Source organism: Mumia sp. zg.B53 (genome assembly GCF_019550935.1).
In the GTDB taxonomy this organism is placed as follows: domain Bacteria; phylum Actinomycetota; class Actinomycetes; order Propionibacteriales; family Nocardioidaceae; genus Mumia.
On record NZ_JAHWCK010000002.1, the window covers coordinates 505,355 to 519,386 of the forward strand.

A 14,032-nucleotide genomic window follows, 5' to 3' on the forward strand; every position below is an offset into this window, starting at 1 on the left:
GCTGACCTGCGAAGACGGCATCAAGGCGGCCCCCGGATTTGGGCGCCACGAAGCCGTCCGGTAATGTTCTTCTCGGTTCGGGGACGCAAGGATCCGGACCACAGCCATGGGGTATGGGGTAATTGGCAGCCCGTCGGTTTCTGGCACCGTTAGTCTAGGTTCGAGTCCTAGTACCCCAGCGAGAGAGTCCACCGGCACGTCCGGTAGGTTTCTTTCACCACCAGGCCCCGTTGTGTAGCGGCCTAGCACGCCGCCCTCTCAAGGCGGTAGCGCGGGTTCGAATCCCGTCGGGGCTACAACAGGCGCCCGAGTCCTCAGGACTCGGGCGCCTTGGTGTTTCCGAGGGTCTCCGCGTCTCCGCTACGGTGGTGCGAGGGTAGCGACGACGTCCGGAGGACTGGCGTGCCGACGATCGTGATGACAGGCGGCTCCTCCGGGATCGGTGCGACCGCCGCCGAGAAGCTTGCGCAGTCCGACGACGCACGCCTGCTCGTCGGTGCCCGGGGCACGGCGCCGTACGGAGAGGTGCTTCCGCTCGACCTCACCCGGCTCGCCTCGACCCGGAGATTCGCCTCGGCGGTCGAGGATCTGCTGGGCGAGGCGCCGATCGACGCCCTCGTCCTCAACGCCGGCGGCATCGGCCGCGACGTCGCGGGACGGACCGAAGACGGGTTCGAGACGACGTTCGCGATGAACCACCTCGCGCACTACCTCCTGCTGCGGCGGCTGGTGCCACGCGTCGCGGAGGACGGGGCCGTCGTCATCACCACGAGCGGGTCGCACGACCCGGCGACCGGAGCGGGGCTCGAGGCTCCTCGACACGCGGACGCCGTGCTCCTCGCGCATCCCGACCGCGATCCCGGCACCCACGATCGCGCCCGAAAGGCCGCCGAGCACGCCTACACGGCGTCCAAGCTCTGCGTCGTCCTCACGGTGCGGGCACTCTCGGTGCTCCCCGACGTCCGTCAACGCCGTGTGACGGCGGTGGCGTTCTGTCCGGGCCAGGTCTTCGGGACAGGGCTGGCGAGGAGCCTGCCGCTGCCCATGCGGGCGGCCTGGTCCGCGCTGGGCGGACCCGTGCTGGGGCGGCCGCTGCGCGCGGTCAACGCGACCCACAACACGCGCGAGGCGGCGGGTGACGCGCTCGCCGACCTCGCCCTCGGGCGAACGCGCCCCCCTGCCGGGCGCACGTACGCCGCACTCCGCCGCGGACGGATCACATGGCCGGAGCCGTCGGTGCGTGCCCGCGACGCCGCCACGGGAGCGGCCCTGTGGGCTGACAGCGCGCGGCTCGCCGGGTTGACGTCCTGACACGATGGCGGACGCCCGGACCGTCGTGTCCGATTCCCGCGAGTAACCCGTCGGTCCCGCGAGGCATGCTGGACCCATGAGGATCGACGACGACCGCCGCTACCGGGCGGTGAGCTCCAGGGACGCGCGGTTCGACGGCGTCTTCTTCACCGCGGTCACCAGCACCGGGATCTACTGTCGACCGTCGTGTCCCGCCCGGACCCCCCTGCGCCGCAACGTCCGCTTCTACGCCACCGCTGCCGCGGCCCACGACGCCGGGTTCCGGGCGTGCCGCCGATGCCGCCCCGACGCGGTGCCGGGGTCGCCGGAGTGGGACGTGCGCACCGACACGGTCGGTCGCGCCATGCGCCTGATCCGTGAGGGCGTCGTCGAGAGCGACGGAGTGCCGGGGCTCGCCGGCCGGCTCGGCTACAGCACCCGGCACGTGCACCGGATGCTGGTCGACGAGGTCGGCGCGGGACCCCTCGCCATCGCGCGCAGCAACCGTGCCCACCACGCGCGCATCCTGCTCGAGACCACCGACGTCCCGGTCACCGACGTCGCCTTCGCCGCGGGGTTCTCCTCGGTCCGCCAGTTCAACGACACGCTCCGGACGGTGTACGACGCGACACCGAGCGGGTTGCGCGTGAGCGCGCGTCGCCGCGGCCGCCGTACCCCGCGAACGTCCTCCTCCGCCCGGATCGAGCTCAGGCTCGCGGTCCGCCGCCCCTTCGCGCACGGTCCGCTGCTCGACTTCCTCGCAGCGCGTGCAGTGCCCGGGCTGGAGACGGTGCGCGAGGGCACGTATGCCCGCACGCTCCGTCTCCCGCACGGTCCCGGCGTCGTCGCACTCGCGCCGGCCGACGACCACGTGCAGTGCGTCCTGGAGCTGAGCGACCTGCGCGACACGATGGCGGCGGTGGCTCGCTGTCGGAGCATGCTCGACCTCGATGCCGACCCGGTTGCCGTCGACGAGGTCCTCGGTGCGGACCCCCTGCTGGGTGACAGGGTCCGAGCGACGCCCGGGATCCGTGTGCCCGGTCATGTCGACGGCTACGAGCTGGCGGTCCGCGCCGTGGTCGGGCAGCAGGTGTCGGTGGCGGGAGCCCGCACGACCCTGGCCCGCATCGTCGGCGCGCACGGTGCCGTCCTCGACCCCGAGGCGCACCCGCTCGCAGCGGCGTACGCGCTGACTCACGTCTTCCCTGAGCCGGACGTCCTCGCGGCCGTCGACCCCGCGGCGCTGGGGATGCCACGCTCGCGTGCGTCGACGGTCGCCGGACTCGCGGACGCCGTCGCCGTCGGCAAGCTCGACATCGGGCCGAGCGCCGACCGTGCCGCTCTCCGGACGCAGCTGCTCGAGCTGCGAGGGATCGGCCCGTGGACCGCGGACTACGTCCTCATGCGCGCGGCGGGCGACCCTGACGTCCTGCTGGCCACGGACCTGGTGATCCGACGACGGCTCGACGCGCTCCTCGTACGCACCGGCGCTGCCGATCCCGCGACCCGCTGGAGCCCGTGGCGCTCGTACGCCGCGATGCACCTCTGGCGCCTTCCCGACACCTCGACCACTGAGAGGCACTCATGACGACGACCACCACGGCCTACCTCGACAGCCCCATCGGCGGGCTCCGCGTCCACAGCGACGGCTCGGCCGTCGTCGCGATCGACTTCGGTGCCGACCCCGCGGAGCCGGACTCGCCCCGCGACGCGGTGCTCGACGTCGCGGTGGCCCAGCTCGAGGAGTACTTCGCCGGAGAGCGGACGACGTTCGACCTTCCGCTGGGTCCGCAGAAGGGATCGAGGTTCCAGCGCGCGGTCTGGCAGGCGCTCTGCGACATCCCGTACGGGAAGACCGTGACCTACGGTCAGCTGGCGGCCTTGCTCGAGCTCGGGGCGTTCGGTGCGCGTGCGGTCGGGTCCGCGAACGCCTCCAACCCGATCCCCATCGTCGTCCCGTGCCACCGCGTGATCGGGGCCAACGGCACCCTCACGGGGTACGCCGGCGGGCTGGACCGCAAGCAGCGCCTGCTCGACCTCGAGCAGGGGCCTGCTCTGTTCTGAGTGTGGGTGGGGCAGCGACCACCGCGGTCGCTCCCGTACTCAGCGGCGGTTGCGAGGGTGCTGGCGCGCCGTCCGTTCGTTGCCGTGCCGGTAGTTGCCCGTCCAGCGGGCCATCACGAGCTGCGGATCGTTCTCGACCTCCGCGAGGAACTCGGCGGCGCGGCCGCCGCGCAGCTTTGCCGCCACCCGGCCGTGGTGGGTGATGATCACGCTGCCGTCGGCGCGCATGACGTACTCGAATCCCGCTGCCTGACCACCCATCCCGCGGACTCTACGGCACCTCCGTGGCGCCCCGAAAGTCGTTCGACGTCGCCGATGGCCGACACCTAACCTCGAACGATGGTCACCCTGCAAGCAGCGACCTTCGACGCGCACGACCCGACTCGGCTGGCACGGTTCTGGGCCCAGCTGCTGGAGCGCGACGTCGTCGACGAGGTGGACGCCGCGCTGCTGCCGGGCGAGGACGGCCAGCTCGGGTTGAGGTTCGCGCCCAGCCCCACCGTCACCACCGGCCCCCGCCGCATGCATCTTCACCTGACCAGCGCAGACTCCGACGACCAGCGCGCGACGGTGGCGAAGGCGCTCTCTCTCGGCGGAGCGCACCTCGACGTCGGTCAGCGTCCCGAGGAGGGACACATCGTCCTCGCAGACCCGGAGGGCAATGCGCTCTGCGTGATCGAGCCCGACAACGCGTACCTGGCCGGCTGTGGCTTCCTCGGCGAGCTGGCGTGTGAGGGCACCCGGGCGGTCGGGGCCTTCTGGAGCGAGGCGTTGGGATGGCCGCTCGTGTGGGACCAGGACGAGGAGACCACCATCCAGTCGCTCGGAGGCGGGACGAAGGTGGCCTGGGGAGGTCCGCCGGTCACCGCAGAGACCCGGCCGCACCGGCAGCGTCTCGACCTGCTCGCCGCCCCGGGCCTTCAGGAGCGCGAGATCGATCGGTTGGTCGCCCTCGGTGCCACCCGGCTCGAGGCCGGCCGAGACGGTGTCGTCGTGATGGCCGATCCGGACGGCAACGAGTTCTGGGTCCGCGCCGGATGATTCCCACGCGCTGCCGCGCTCGCGGTCGTCAGCGCCTACTCGCCGCTGCGACGCAGCGACTGTGAGAGACGCTCGGCGGCGGCGACGACGGCGGGCGCGTGCATCCGTCCCGGCTGGCGCGTGAGCCGCTCGAGCGGGCCGGAGACCGAGACGGCGGCGATCACCTTGCCGGAGGGCGAGCGGACTCCGGCCGACACCGACGCGATGCCGGGCTCCCGCTCACCGACGCTCTGCGCCCAGCCGCGGCGGCGTACCTGCGACAGCGCGGCCGCGGTGAACGCAGCGTTCTGGAGGCCGCGGTTCATCCGCTCGGGATCCTCCCAGGCGAGGAGGATCTGAGCCGCAGAGCCTGCCCGCATCGTCAGCTGGCTGCCCACCGGCACGGTGTCGCGGAGGCCGGTGGGTCGCTCCGCGGCGGCGACGCAGACCCGGTAGTCGCCCTGGCGCCGGAAGAGCTGGGCGGACTCGCCGGTGATGTCCCGCAGCCTCGCGAGCACTGGTCCGGCAGCCGCGAGGAGGCGGTCCTCGCCGGCCGCGGCGGAGAGCTCCAGCAGCCGTGGTCCGAGCACGAACCTTCCCTGCATGTCGCGGGCCACCAGGCGGTGGTGCTCGAGCGCGACCGCGAGTCGGTGCGCGGTCGGCCGGGCGAGCCCGGTGCTCGAGACAAGACCGGCGAGTGTGGCGGGCCCGGCCTCGAGCGCCGACAAGACGAGGGCGGCTTTGTCGAGAACGCCGACTCCGCTAGAGTTGTCCATGCCTTGATATTGCCGTCTCGCATTGTGAAATGCAAGCAGGGGCCGAGCGTGAGGCCGCTCGCCGAGAAAGGTCCGTCGTGGGCCATGGTGGTGGAGGAGAGAGCAGTGGGCAAGACCCTTGCACAGAAGGTGTGGGAAGAGCACGTCGTACGGCGTGCCGACGGAGAGCCGGACCTGCTCTTCATCGACCTCCACCTCATCCACGAGGTGACCAGCCCGCAGGCGTTCGACGGTCTACGGCTCGCGGGCCGTGCCGTACGCCGCCCTGACCTGACGCTGGCGACCGAGGACCACAACATCCCGACCACCGACCTCGACAAGCCGATCGCCGACCCGGTGTCGCGGACCCAGGTCGAGACCCTGCGCCGCAACTGCGCGGAGTTCGGAGTGCGGCTGCACCCGATGGGCGACATCGAGCAGGGCATCGTCCACGTCGTCGGTCCTCAGCTGGGTCTGACCCAGCCGGGCATGACCATCGTGTGCGGCGACTCCCACACGTCGACCCACGGTGCGTTCGGCGCCCTCGCGTTCGGCATCGGCACGAGCGAGGTCGAGCACGTGCTGGCCACCCAGACGCTGCCGCAGGCCACGCCCAAGACGATGGCCGTCGACGTCGTCGGAGAGCTGCCGGAGGGCTCCACCGCCAAGGACCTGATCCTTGCGCTGATCGCGCAGGAGACGACCGGCGGCGGCCAGGGCTACATCGTCGAGTACCGCGGAGAGGCCATCCGCTCGCTCTCGATGGAGTCGCGGATGACGGTGTGCAACATGTCCATCGAGTGGGGTGCGAAGGCCGGCATGATCGCTCCCGACGAAACCACCTTCGCCTACCTCCAGGGCCGGCCCAACGCGCCGAAGGGCGCGGACTGGGACGCTGCGGTCGAGCACTGGCGGAGCCTCGCCACCGACGACGACGCGGAGTTCGACAAGGTCGTGACGATCGACGCCTCGACGGTCACCCCGTTCGTCACCTGGGGCACCAACCCGGGTCAGGGCGTTCCGCTCTCGGCCGTGGTCCCCTCGCCCGACGACTTCGACGACCCGAGCGACAAGATCGCCGCGCAGCGCGCGCTCGACTACATGGGTCTCACGGCCGGCACGCCGATGCGCGACATCCCCGTCGACACGGTCTTCATCGGCTCGTGCACGAACGGCCGCATGGAGGACCTGCGGACGGCGGCTCGGTGGATCGAGGGTCGCACGGTGGCCGACGACACCCGCCTTCTCGTGGTCCCGGGATCGGTCCGGGTCCGGCTGCAGGCCGAGGAGGAAGGGCTCGACGTCGTCTTCAAGGAGGCAGGAGCCGAGTGGCGCGGCGCGGGCTGCTCCATGTGCCTCGGCATGAACCCCGACCAGCTGATGCCGGGGGAGCGGAGCGCCTCGACGTCGAACCGCAACTTCGAGGGACGCCAGGGCAAGGGCGGACGAACGCACCTGGTCTCACCCGAGGTCGCCGTGGCGACGGCCGTCCTCGGTCACCTCGCCTCACCCGCCGACCTCGCGCACGCCTGACCCCGGACTGGACGGAGAACCTCATGGAGAAGTTCAGCACGCACACCGGTGTGGCCGCGCCGCTGCGACGCAGCAACGTCGACACCGACCAGATCATCCCTGCCGAGTACCTCAAGCGCGTGACGCGCACCGGGTTCGAGGACGGGCTGTTCGCCGGATGGCGCAAGGACCCGGCATTCGTCCTCAACCAGCCGGCGTACGCCGGCGCGACCGTGCTCGTCGCCGGACCGGACTTCGGCACCGGGTCGTCGCGCGAGCACGCGGTGTGGGCCTTGCAGAACTACGGGTTCGCCGTGGTGATCTCGCCGCGTTTCGGTGACATCTTCCGGAGCAACTCGGGCAAGGCCGGCCTCCTGGCGGCACAGGTCGAGGAGAAGACGGTGCAGAAGGTCTGGGACCTGATCGAGGCGCAGCCGGGCACGACCGTCACCGTCGATCTGGTCGCGCGCACTGTCGTCGCCGGCGAGGGCATCGACCGCGTCGAGGATTCGTTCGACATCGATGACTACACCCGCTGGCGACTGCTCGAGGGTCTCGACGACATCGGCCTCACGCTCTCGCACGAGGACGCGATCAGCACGTACGAGTCGTCGCGACCGTCCTTCAAGCCCGTGACGATGTGACAGAGCGCGACGTCGCCCAGACGAGGTGACGTCGCGGAGAGTGTCGATTCGACGAAGCCCGGAAACCACGCAGCCACGGTGGTTTCCGGGCTTCGTCGTCGTTGCCTCGGTGCGCGTTCGCGGACCGGTGGCGCCACACGGCGCGACACCGTCGCCGCGGCACGACGCAACACGTTCGGTCAAATACCCCTACGGTGTTTGAGACGGACAAGCGGAATGCTTACCGTCAAAAGCGAAATACCGAACCGCTCACGGAGGAACCGTTGAACAAGAGCGACTTCGTCGAGGCACTCGCGGTCTCCTTCGAGGGGAACCGCGCCGAGGCACGCCGCGCTCTCGACGCAGTGATCACGACGCTGACCGAACGGCTCTCCGGGGGAGAGCGCGTCGTGCTCAGCGGGTTCGGAGTGTTTCACCAGTCCATCCGCACCGGCCGTGAGGTTCGGAATCCGCGGACGGGGGAGATCCACGTGATCGCGGATCGCACCATCCCGAAGTTCAAACCCGGAGGGGAGCTGAAGAACGTGGTGGCAGGTGTGAGGACGGCGAAGTCGCCGGCGAAGAAGACGACGGCGAAGAAGGCCGCCAAGAAGACGACCGCAGCCAAGAAGAGCGCCGCGAAGAAGAGCACGGCGAAGAAGAGCACCGCGGCCAAGAAGAGCACGGCGAGGAAGTCGCCGGCGAAGAAGACAAGCGCGGCGAAGAAGAGCACCGCGAAGAAGAGCACGGCGAAGAAGAGCACGGCGAAGAAGAGCACGGCGAAGAAGACGACCGCGGCCACCAGGTCGACGGCCAAGAAGTCCACCGCCAAGAAGACGACCGCGGCAAAGCGGCCCGCCGCCAAGAAGACCACCGCAGCCAAGAAGGCGGCGGCCGCCAAGAAGACCGCCGCCAAGAAGTCCACCGCCAAGAAGACGGCGGCGAAGAAGGCCTCCGGCACCGCGAAGAGGGCGCCCGCGCGGGCAACCGCACGCGTCTGACGAGCCACAGGAGCGGCCCCGGCCATCGCTGGGGCCGCACCTGTGCCCGCCTCAGTGGATCCGCAGCGCGCGCACCGTCGCGTCGGCCCCGTCGGTGAGCTCGACGATCACCCGTTGCCCCGGACGGAGGTGGCGGACCGGCGACGCCACGACCACGTCCGCCGCGTACTCCATGGTGACCCCGTCGTCGAGGACGAGCGTGCCGCCCTGGTCGGCGTCGTAGCTCGCGATGGTCGCCTGCACGGCGCTCACCCTATCGCGAGCCGGGCGACGACGGCGGCCGTGCGCGGGCCGAGCAGCGCCCGAAGCTCGTCGAGGTGGACGGGGAGATCGACGTCGCGCCTCAGCCCGAGTGCGGCGGGGAGCGACTCCGCCCCGGCTGCGCGGTGCGCGTCGAGCGACCTCTCGCCGAACCGGGGATCGAGCGTCGTCGGATCGGTCACCGCGAGCAGAGTCGTCCCCACCCCGTCGGCATCGGCGACCATCGACATCTCGTATCCATCGGCCTCGGTCAGGGCCGCGTCGAGGTCCTCCGGGCGCATGCCCGGCAGGTCGGCCGTCACGACCGCGAGGTGCAGACCGCTGTCGGCCGCGACGCCCGCGCCGGCCAGCACCGCGGCACGCAGACCTGCGCCGGGATCGGGCACCACCTCCACGTCGGTGCTCACCTCGGACAGGACGGCATCGGCCAGCGCGCCGTCGGAGGTCACCACGACCACACGGGCGACGAGCGGGCTGCCGACGACGGCCTCGAGCGTGTCGAGCGCCATGGCGCGCGCCAGCGCCGGCCGTTGCGCGCCGAGCGGCGCGAGCCGGGACTTGCCCACCGCGGTGTCCTTCACCGGGACCACCAGGGCCCACCGTCCTGCCACGGGATCGATCTTGCCCCAACGGGCCCAGAAGAGCGTCATCGCACCCGCCGGGATGAACTAGGCTCGGGCCGGTGAAGACCGCTGCCACCGCGTCCCCCGGGCGCGACCCGGGGATGGTGCTCCGGACGATCGTCGCGGCGCTGCGCGTGCCGGTGACGGCGATGGTGGGCCGGGAGTGGAGCGGCGTCGAGAACCTTCCCTCTCATGGCGGGTTCGTGATCGCCTGCAACCACGTCTCGCACATCGACCCGGTGATGCTGGCGCACTTCCTGTACGACAACGGTGTCCCCCCGCGCTACCTCGCGAAGGCGGCGATCCTCGATCTCCCGGTCGTGGGCAAGATCCTGCGCGCCACGGGACAGATCCCGGTCTACCGCGGCACCACCACGGCCACGGACGCGTTCGCCGCCGCGAAGCAGGCGGTCCTTGACGGTGAGGGAGTGATCTTCTATCCCGAAGGGACCATCACCCGAGACCCCGACGAGTGGCCGATGTCGGGCAAGACAGGCGCGGCTCGCGTCGCGTTCGCGACCGGGAAGCCGGTCGTGCCCATCGCGCAGTGGGGTCCCAACATGCTCCTCGAGCCGTACGGCCGGCCGCACCTGCTGCCTCGCAAGACCATGCAGATCTCGGCTGGTCCGCCGGTCGATCTGGACGACCTTCGCGCTCAGGAGGTCTCGGCGGCTATCCTCGCGACGGCCACGGATCGGATCATGGATGCCGTCACCGAGCAGCTCGCGAAGCTCCGCGACCTGCCGGTGCCGACGCAGCGCATGTCCTTGGACGATCCGCGGGTCAGAGAGCGTCCGCGACCGCGACGCCTGAACGCCACGAAGGAGTAGTACGCATGGCGAAGACCGCTGTCCTGGGCGCCGGTTCCTGGGGGACCGCCTTCTCGTTGGTGCTGGCAGACGCCGGCAACGAGGTGCACCTGTGGGGGCGACGGACGGAGGTCTGCGACGCGATCAACCAGACGCGCGAGAACCCGGAGTACCTGGCCGGGATCCTGCTCCCGGAGACGATCAAGGCCAGTCACGACCCGGAGATCGTCCTGTCCGGCGCGGAGGTCGTCGTCCTGGCGGTGCCGTCGCAGCAGCTGCGCGCCAACCTCACCGACTGGGCCCGCCACATCCCCCAGGACGCGGTCGTCGTGAGCCTCATGAAGGGTGTGGAGCTGGGGACGCACCTGCGGATGAGCGAGGTCATCGCCGAGCTCACCGGCGCCGGACCCGAGCGCGTCGCGGTCGTGACCGGACCCAACCTGGCGCGCGAGATCGCCCAGCGCGAGCCGGCCGCCGCGGTGGTCGCCTGTGCCGACGAGGCGGTCGCCAAGCGTCTGCAGTCCTGGTGCCACAGCCCTGCGTTCCGGCCGTACACCAACACCGATGTCGTGGGCTGCGAGCTGGCGGGCACGACCAAGAACGTGATCGCCCTGGCTGTCGGCGTCGCCGACGGTCTCGGGTTCGGCGACAACGCCAAGGCGTCGGTGATCACGCGTGGACTGGCCGAGACCGCACGGCTGGGCATGGCGATGGGAGCCGACCCCATGACGATGATGGGGCTCGCGGGCATGGGCGACCTGGTGGCGACGTGCAGCTCACCGTTGTCGCGCAACCGGACCTTCGGAGAGAAGCTCGGCCGGGGGATGAGCATCGACGAGATCGTCTCCTCCACCCGGCAGGTCGCCGAGGGCGTCAAGTCCAGCGACTCGCTCTCGGAGCTGGCCAGCCTCCACGGTGTCGACATGCCGATCGTGGAGCAGGTCGCCGCTCTGATCCGCGGGGAGACCACGCCGAAGGAGCTCGTCGCGGCGCTGGTCTCGCGTACGCCGCAGCCTGAGGTCCGTTGACGCGTGCCCGGACGAGGCGGCGTACGCCTCAGGCGTGACCGAGCGCTGTCTCGACGTCGTCCCACAGGTCGTCGAACCCCTCGATGCCCACCGACATCCGGATGAGCGCCTCAGGCACCGTGGTGGGCTCGCCGGACCACCGCCTGCGGCGCTCCCAGGTCGACTCCACGCCGCCGAGACTGGTCGCGCAGACGACCAACCGGCTCGAGGTCACCACCCGGTGCGCCGCGTCCGCACCGGCGACCGGCTCGAACGTCAAGATCGTCCCGAACCCGGGATAGCGCACCTCGCTGACGGCCGGGTGGGACCGCAGGGCGTCGACGACCCGCCGAGCGTTGTCCTGGGCCCTCTCGAACCGTACGGCGAGGGTTCGCAGCCCACGGGTCGCGAGATACGCCTCGAGCGTCCCCGGCACGGCCCCGTGCATCCGGCGGTACGACTTGAGCAGAGCGTACGTCGCGTCGTCCGCGACGACCGCCACACCAGCGAGCGCGTCGCTGTGACCGGCCAGCAGCTTGGTCGCAGAGTGGACCACGACGTCCGCGCCGAGCGCGAGCGGCTGCTGGACCAGCGGCGTCGCGAAGGTGCTGTCCACGACGACCAGGGCGCCGCGAGCCCGCGCGGCGGTCGCGACCTCGACGATGTCGACGACCTCCAGGGCGGGATTGGTCGGCGACTCGATCCACACCATCGCCGCCCCCTCCGCGGCGTCGACCATCGCACCGGGCAGGGTGACGTCGACCGTCCGCAACCGGATCCGCCCGCGCCTCTCCGCCTCCGAGAGGAGGCCCAGCACACCGTTGTAGGCGTGGCGAGGAACGACGACGACGCCGCCGTCGGGGACCAGCGACAGGGTGGCGCTCGCGGCAGCCATCCCCGAGGCGAACATCACCGCCTGTCCGCCCTCGAGCGCACCGACGGCGTCCTCGAACGCCGCCCAGGTCGGGTTGCCGAAGCCTCCGTACTCGAGCTCGCCCCCGGCGACATAGGTGCTCGCGGGTGTCAGCGGCACGTTGAGGGGCGAGTCGGGGGTGCGGGCGGGGCGCCCGGCGGCGACGACGAGGGTCTCTGGGCTGAAGGTGTGTGAGCGAGCCATGCCGACCATTGTGGAGCCTCACGATAGGGTCGCCCCGATGAGCGATACGACTTCCGAGACGTCCACCCTGGCGCCCACGTCCGGTCGCCCCTGCGTCCTGATCGTGTTCGGCGGCCGGTCGAGCGAGCACGCGGTCTCCTGCATGACCGCTCGAGAGGTCCTGCGGGTGATCGACCGCGACCACTACGACGTGGTCGCCGTAGGGATCACCCGTGACGGCCTCTGGGTTCTGGCCGACGACGCGATGACCACCGACGCCGACGGCCTCCCCGATGTCCACTCCACCGGCACGCCCGTGGCCCTCGCCGGCGAGCGCCTGCTGGCCCTCGAGCCCGACGGGTCCAGCCGCGTGCTGGCGCGCGTCGACGTGGCGTTCCCGCTGCTTCACGGCCCGTGGGGCGAGGACGGGACCATCCAGGGGCTCTTCGAGATGGCCGGGATCCGCTACGTGGGCTCCGGCGTGCTGGCGAGCGCGGTCGCCATGGACAAGGCCGTCGCCAACCAGCTCTTCGCCGCTGCCGGGCTCCCTCAGCTGCCGTACGCCGTCGTGACCGCCGACGAGTGGCGCACCGATGCCGCGGCCGTGAGGGAGACCGTCGCGTCTCTCCACTACCCCGTGTTCGTCAAGCCCTCCCGTGCGGGTTCGAGCATGGGCGGGACGCTCGTCCACGACGAGCACGGCCTCGCCGCGGCGATCGCGCTCGCCGAGGAGTACGACCCCAAGGTCATCGTGGAGTCCGCGGCCGACGCGCGCGAGATCGAGTGTGGGGTTCTCCAGAACCCGGACGGCTCCCTGGAGGTCAGCGCGCCGGGCGAGATCGCGGTCGACCTCGGCTCCGGGCACGAGTTCTACGACTTCAGCGCCAAGTACCTCGACGGCACCTCCAAGAACCTGATCCCCGCTCCGCTCGAGGACATCCTGGTCGAGCGCGTGCGCGCCAAGGCCGCTCGCGCCTTCGAGGCCCTGGGCTGCGAAGGGCTCGCCCGGGTGGACTTCTTCCTCCTCGACGGAACGCTCTACATCAACGAGGTCAACACGATGCCCGGGTTCACCCCGTACTCGATGTATCCCCAGGTGTGGGAGTCGAAGGGGCTCGGCTACCGCGAGCTGGTCGAGCGCCTGATCGCGCACGCGCTCGCGCGTCCGACCGACCTGCGCTGACCGCTGGCGGCGCTCGACCCCTCACACGCAGGGCGTGACGACCGGGTCGTGCTCGGCCACCGTGGCGGCCAGGTCACTGAGCGCCTCGGCGGGCGGGTCGTAGCGACGCGGGACCGCGACCTCGACGTACGCCTGGCGGCCGATGGTCGTGAACACGTAGCGCTCGTCGTCCTTCTGGCTGAACCACCCGACGTCGTCGACCACGTCGCAGCGCGAGGTCCGCTCGAGGCTGGCAGGGCGTTCGACGCCGCACCGGAGCACGATCGCCGGGCTTCCCCACGCACGTCCCGAGCCGGCCGGTGCGACACGGACCGAGTCCTGTCCGGCGACCGTCGCCGGCGCGTCGTCGAGCATGGCGGAGCAGATCGCCGCCACGTCGTCGGACGGAGTGGGAGGGTCGATCGCGACAGTGTCCGCGCAGGCCGGCGTCAGGGCGGCCAGAGCGACCAGTCCGAGGGCGAGGGCGGTCCGCCGGGGGTGGGTCAGAGGTGCACGACGGGACACGTGAGGGTCCGGGTGATGCCGTCGATGCGCTGGATCTGCGCGACGACCATCTCACCGAGCTCGTCGACGTGCTTGGCCTCCGCGCGGACGATGACGTCGTACGGTCCGGTCACGTCCTCGGCGAGCGTCACGCCGCTGACCTCAGCGATCGCGGTGGCGACGTCGGCAGCCTTGCCGACCTCGGTCTGGACCAGGATGTAGGCCTGCACGACCATGTTGGGCTTCCTCCGTGGCTCGACAACGTTCACCGCCTCCGACACGCTACAGGATCGTGACGGCGTCGT

Annotated in this window: 17 protein-coding genes and 2 tRNA genes; 12 read left to right on the plus strand and 7 right to left on the minus strand. The window is 71.0% G+C overall.

Going from position 1 to position 14,032, the window contains the following annotated elements:
* The first annotated feature begins 107 nt into the window (after nt 1-107).
* From KV102_RS13560 to KV102_RS13580, 5 genes are all read left to right on the plus strand, one after another.
* Nucleotides 108-179 (plus strand) — tRNA-Gln (locus KV102_RS13560).
* A gap of 44 nt (nt 180-223) precedes the next feature.
* Nucleotides 224-296: transfer RNA gene (locus tag KV102_RS13565), tRNA-Glu, on the plus strand.
* A gap of 106 nt (nt 297-402) precedes the next feature.
* A complete protein-coding gene (locus KV102_RS13570; RefSeq protein ID WP_220346580.1) occupies nt 403-1,311 on the plus strand; it encodes an SDR family NAD(P)-dependent oxidoreductase in 909 nt (302 codons plus the stop codon).
* 76 nt (nt 1,312-1,387) lie between these two features.
* A complete protein-coding gene (locus KV102_RS13575) occupies nt 1,388-2,878 on the plus strand; it encodes a DNA-3-methyladenine glycosylase 2 family protein (RefSeq protein ID WP_220346581.1) in 1,491 nt (496 codons plus the stop codon).
* Nucleotides 2,875-3,354, plus strand: a complete 480-nt coding sequence (locus tag KV102_RS13580; protein WP_220344228.1) for a methylated-DNA--[protein]-cysteine S-methyltransferase — start codon at nt 2,875-2,877, stop codon at nt 3,352-3,354. The genes KV102_RS13575 and KV102_RS13580 overlap by 4 nt, the downstream gene beginning before the upstream one ends.
* Nucleotides 3,355-3,393: 39 nt before the next feature.
* Here KV102_RS13580 and KV102_RS13585 read toward each other — a convergent pair whose 3' ends face one another.
* A complete protein-coding gene (locus tag KV102_RS13585; protein WP_220344229.1) occupies nt 3,394-3,615 on the minus strand; it encodes a hypothetical protein in 222 nt (73 codons plus the stop codon).
* Nucleotides 3,616-3,693: 78 nt separating this feature from the next.
* Here KV102_RS13585 and KV102_RS13590 point away from each other — a divergent pair, with 78 nt between their 5' ends.
* Complete coding sequence (locus tag KV102_RS13590) at nt 3,694-4,395, plus strand: VOC family protein (protein ID WP_220346582.1); 702 nt, start codon at nt 3,694-3,696, stop codon at nt 4,393-4,395.
* 35 nt (nt 4,396-4,430) lie between these two features.
* Here the strand turns inward: KV102_RS13590 and KV102_RS13595 are convergent, their stop codons facing one another.
* Nucleotides 4,431-5,150, minus strand: coding sequence for an IclR family transcriptional regulator (locus KV102_RS13595; RefSeq protein WP_220344231.1), 720 nt, complete (start codon nt 5,148-5,150; stop codon nt 4,431-4,433).
* A 105-nt stretch (nt 5,151-5,255) separates the two neighbouring features.
* Here KV102_RS13595 and leuC point away from each other — a divergent pair, with 105 nt between their 5' ends.
* The 3 genes from leuC (at nt 5,256) to KV102_RS13610 (ending at nt 8,265) form a co-directional block, all read left to right on the plus strand.
* On the plus strand, nt 5,256-6,662 hold the full coding sequence (leuC, locus tag KV102_RS13600; RefSeq protein WP_220346583.1) for a 3-isopropylmalate dehydratase large subunit: 1,407 nt from the start codon (nt 5,256-5,258) through the stop codon (nt 6,660-6,662).
* Nucleotides 6,663-6,685: 23 nt separating this feature from the next.
* The gene (gene leuD / locus KV102_RS13605) at nt 6,686-7,285 is read left to right on the plus strand and encodes a 3-isopropylmalate dehydratase small subunit (RefSeq protein ID WP_220344233.1); all 600 of its coding nucleotides are present in this window, start codon (nt 6,686-6,688) and stop codon (nt 7,283-7,285) included.
* Nucleotides 7,286-7,479: 194 nt separating this feature from the next.
* Nucleotides 7,480-8,265 carry an HU family DNA-binding protein gene (locus tag KV102_RS13610; RefSeq protein ID WP_220346584.1) on the plus strand — a complete coding sequence of 262 codons (786 nt, stop codon included), beginning with the start codon at nt 7,480-7,482 and terminating at the stop codon, nt 8,263-8,265.
* A gap of 51 nt (nt 8,266-8,316) precedes the next feature.
* On the opposite strand, the gene KV102_RS13615 is transcribed toward KV102_RS13610, so the two are convergent.
* Nucleotides 8,317-8,508 carry a hypothetical protein gene (locus KV102_RS13615; RefSeq protein ID WP_220344235.1) on the minus strand — a complete coding sequence of 64 codons (192 nt, stop codon included), beginning with the start codon at nt 8,506-8,508 and terminating at the stop codon, nt 8,317-8,319.
* Between the two features lie 5 nt (nt 8,509-8,513).
* Entirely contained in the window at nt 8,514-9,176 is a 663-nt protein-coding gene (cofC, locus tag KV102_RS13620; protein WP_220346585.1) for a 2-phospho-L-lactate guanylyltransferase, read from the minus strand.
* Nucleotides 9,177-9,208: 32 nt separating this feature from the next.
* Here cofC and KV102_RS13625 point away from each other — a divergent pair, with 32 nt between their 5' ends.
* Both KV102_RS13625 and KV102_RS13630 read left to right on the plus strand, forming a co-directional pair.
* The gene (locus tag KV102_RS13625; protein ID WP_220346586.1) at nt 9,209-9,979 is read left to right on the plus strand and encodes a 1-acyl-sn-glycerol-3-phosphate acyltransferase; all 771 of its coding nucleotides are present in this window, start codon (nt 9,209-9,211) and stop codon (nt 9,977-9,979) included.
* Nucleotides 9,980-9,984: 5 nt separating this feature from the next.
* On the plus strand, nt 9,985-10,986 hold the full coding sequence (locus tag KV102_RS13630) for an NAD(P)H-dependent glycerol-3-phosphate dehydrogenase (RefSeq protein ID WP_220346587.1): 1,002 nt from the start codon (nt 9,985-9,987) through the stop codon (nt 10,984-10,986).
* A 28-nt stretch (nt 10,987-11,014) separates the two neighbouring features.
* Here the strand turns inward: KV102_RS13630 and KV102_RS13635 are convergent, their stop codons facing one another.
* A complete protein-coding gene (locus KV102_RS13635) occupies nt 11,015-12,082 on the minus strand; it encodes a PLP-dependent aspartate aminotransferase family protein (protein WP_220344239.1) in 1,068 nt (355 codons plus the stop codon).
* Nucleotides 12,083-12,119: 37 nt separating this feature from the next.
* Between KV102_RS13635 and KV102_RS13640 the strand changes: the two genes are divergently transcribed.
* The gene (locus KV102_RS13640; protein WP_220346588.1) at nt 12,120-13,244 is read left to right on the plus strand and encodes a D-alanine--D-alanine ligase family protein; all 1,125 of its coding nucleotides are present in this window, start codon (nt 12,120-12,122) and stop codon (nt 13,242-13,244) included.
* A 21-nt stretch (nt 13,245-13,265) separates the two neighbouring features.
* Here KV102_RS13640 and KV102_RS13645 read toward each other — a convergent pair whose 3' ends face one another.
* Together KV102_RS13645 and KV102_RS13650 are read right to left on the minus strand one after the other, a co-directional pair.
* On the minus strand, nt 13,266-13,748 hold the full coding sequence (locus KV102_RS13645; RefSeq protein WP_308290334.1) for a DUF3515 domain-containing protein: 483 nt from the start codon (nt 13,746-13,748) through the stop codon (nt 13,266-13,268).
* Nucleotides 13,727-13,963, minus strand: coding sequence for an Lrp/AsnC family transcriptional regulator (locus KV102_RS13650; protein ID WP_220344722.1), 237 nt, complete (start codon nt 13,961-13,963; stop codon nt 13,727-13,729). Before KV102_RS13650 ends, KV102_RS13645 begins: the two co-directional genes overlap by 22 nt.
* Nucleotides 13,964-14,032 lie beyond the last annotated feature (69 nt).

Coding starts and splice junctions, on each gene's coding strand:
- KV102_RS13575 (WP_220346581.1), top strand. CDS start 1,388: ATGAGGATCGACGACGACCGCCGCTACCGGGCGGTGAGCTCCAGGGAC.
- KV102_RS13580 (WP_220344228.1), top strand. CDS start 2,875: ATGACGACGACCACCACGGCCTACCTCGACAGCCCCATCGGCGGGCTC.
- KV102_RS13585 (WP_220344229.1), bottom strand. CDS start 3,615: ATGGGTGGTCAGGCAGCGGGATTCGAGTACGTCATGCGCGCCGACGGC.
- KV102_RS13590 (WP_220346582.1), top strand. CDS start 3,694: ATGGTCACCCTGCAAGCAGCGACCTTCGACGCGCACGACCCGACTCGG.
- KV102_RS13595 (WP_220344231.1), bottom strand. CDS start 5,150: ATGGACAACTCTAGCGGAGTCGGCGTTCTCGACAAAGCCGCCCTCGTC.
- leuD (WP_220344233.1), top strand. CDS start 6,686: ATGGAGAAGTTCAGCACGCACACCGGTGTGGCCGCGCCGCTGCGACGC.
- cofC (WP_220346585.1), bottom strand. CDS start 9,176: ATGACGCTCTTCTGGGCCCGTTGGGGCAAGATCGATCCCGTGGCAGGA.
- KV102_RS13630 (WP_220346587.1), top strand. CDS start 9,985: ATGGCGAAGACCGCTGTCCTGGGCGCCGGTTCCTGGGGGACCGCCTTC.
- KV102_RS13635 (WP_220344239.1), bottom strand. CDS start 12,082: ATGGCTCGCTCACACACCTTCAGCCCAGAGACCCTCGTCGTCGCCGCC.
- KV102_RS13640 (WP_220346588.1), top strand. CDS start 12,120: ATGAGCGATACGACTTCCGAGACGTCCACCCTGGCGCCCACGTCCGGT.
- KV102_RS13650 (WP_220344722.1), bottom strand. CDS start 13,963: ATGGTCGTGCAGGCCTACATCCTGGTCCAGACCGAGGTCGGCAAGGCT.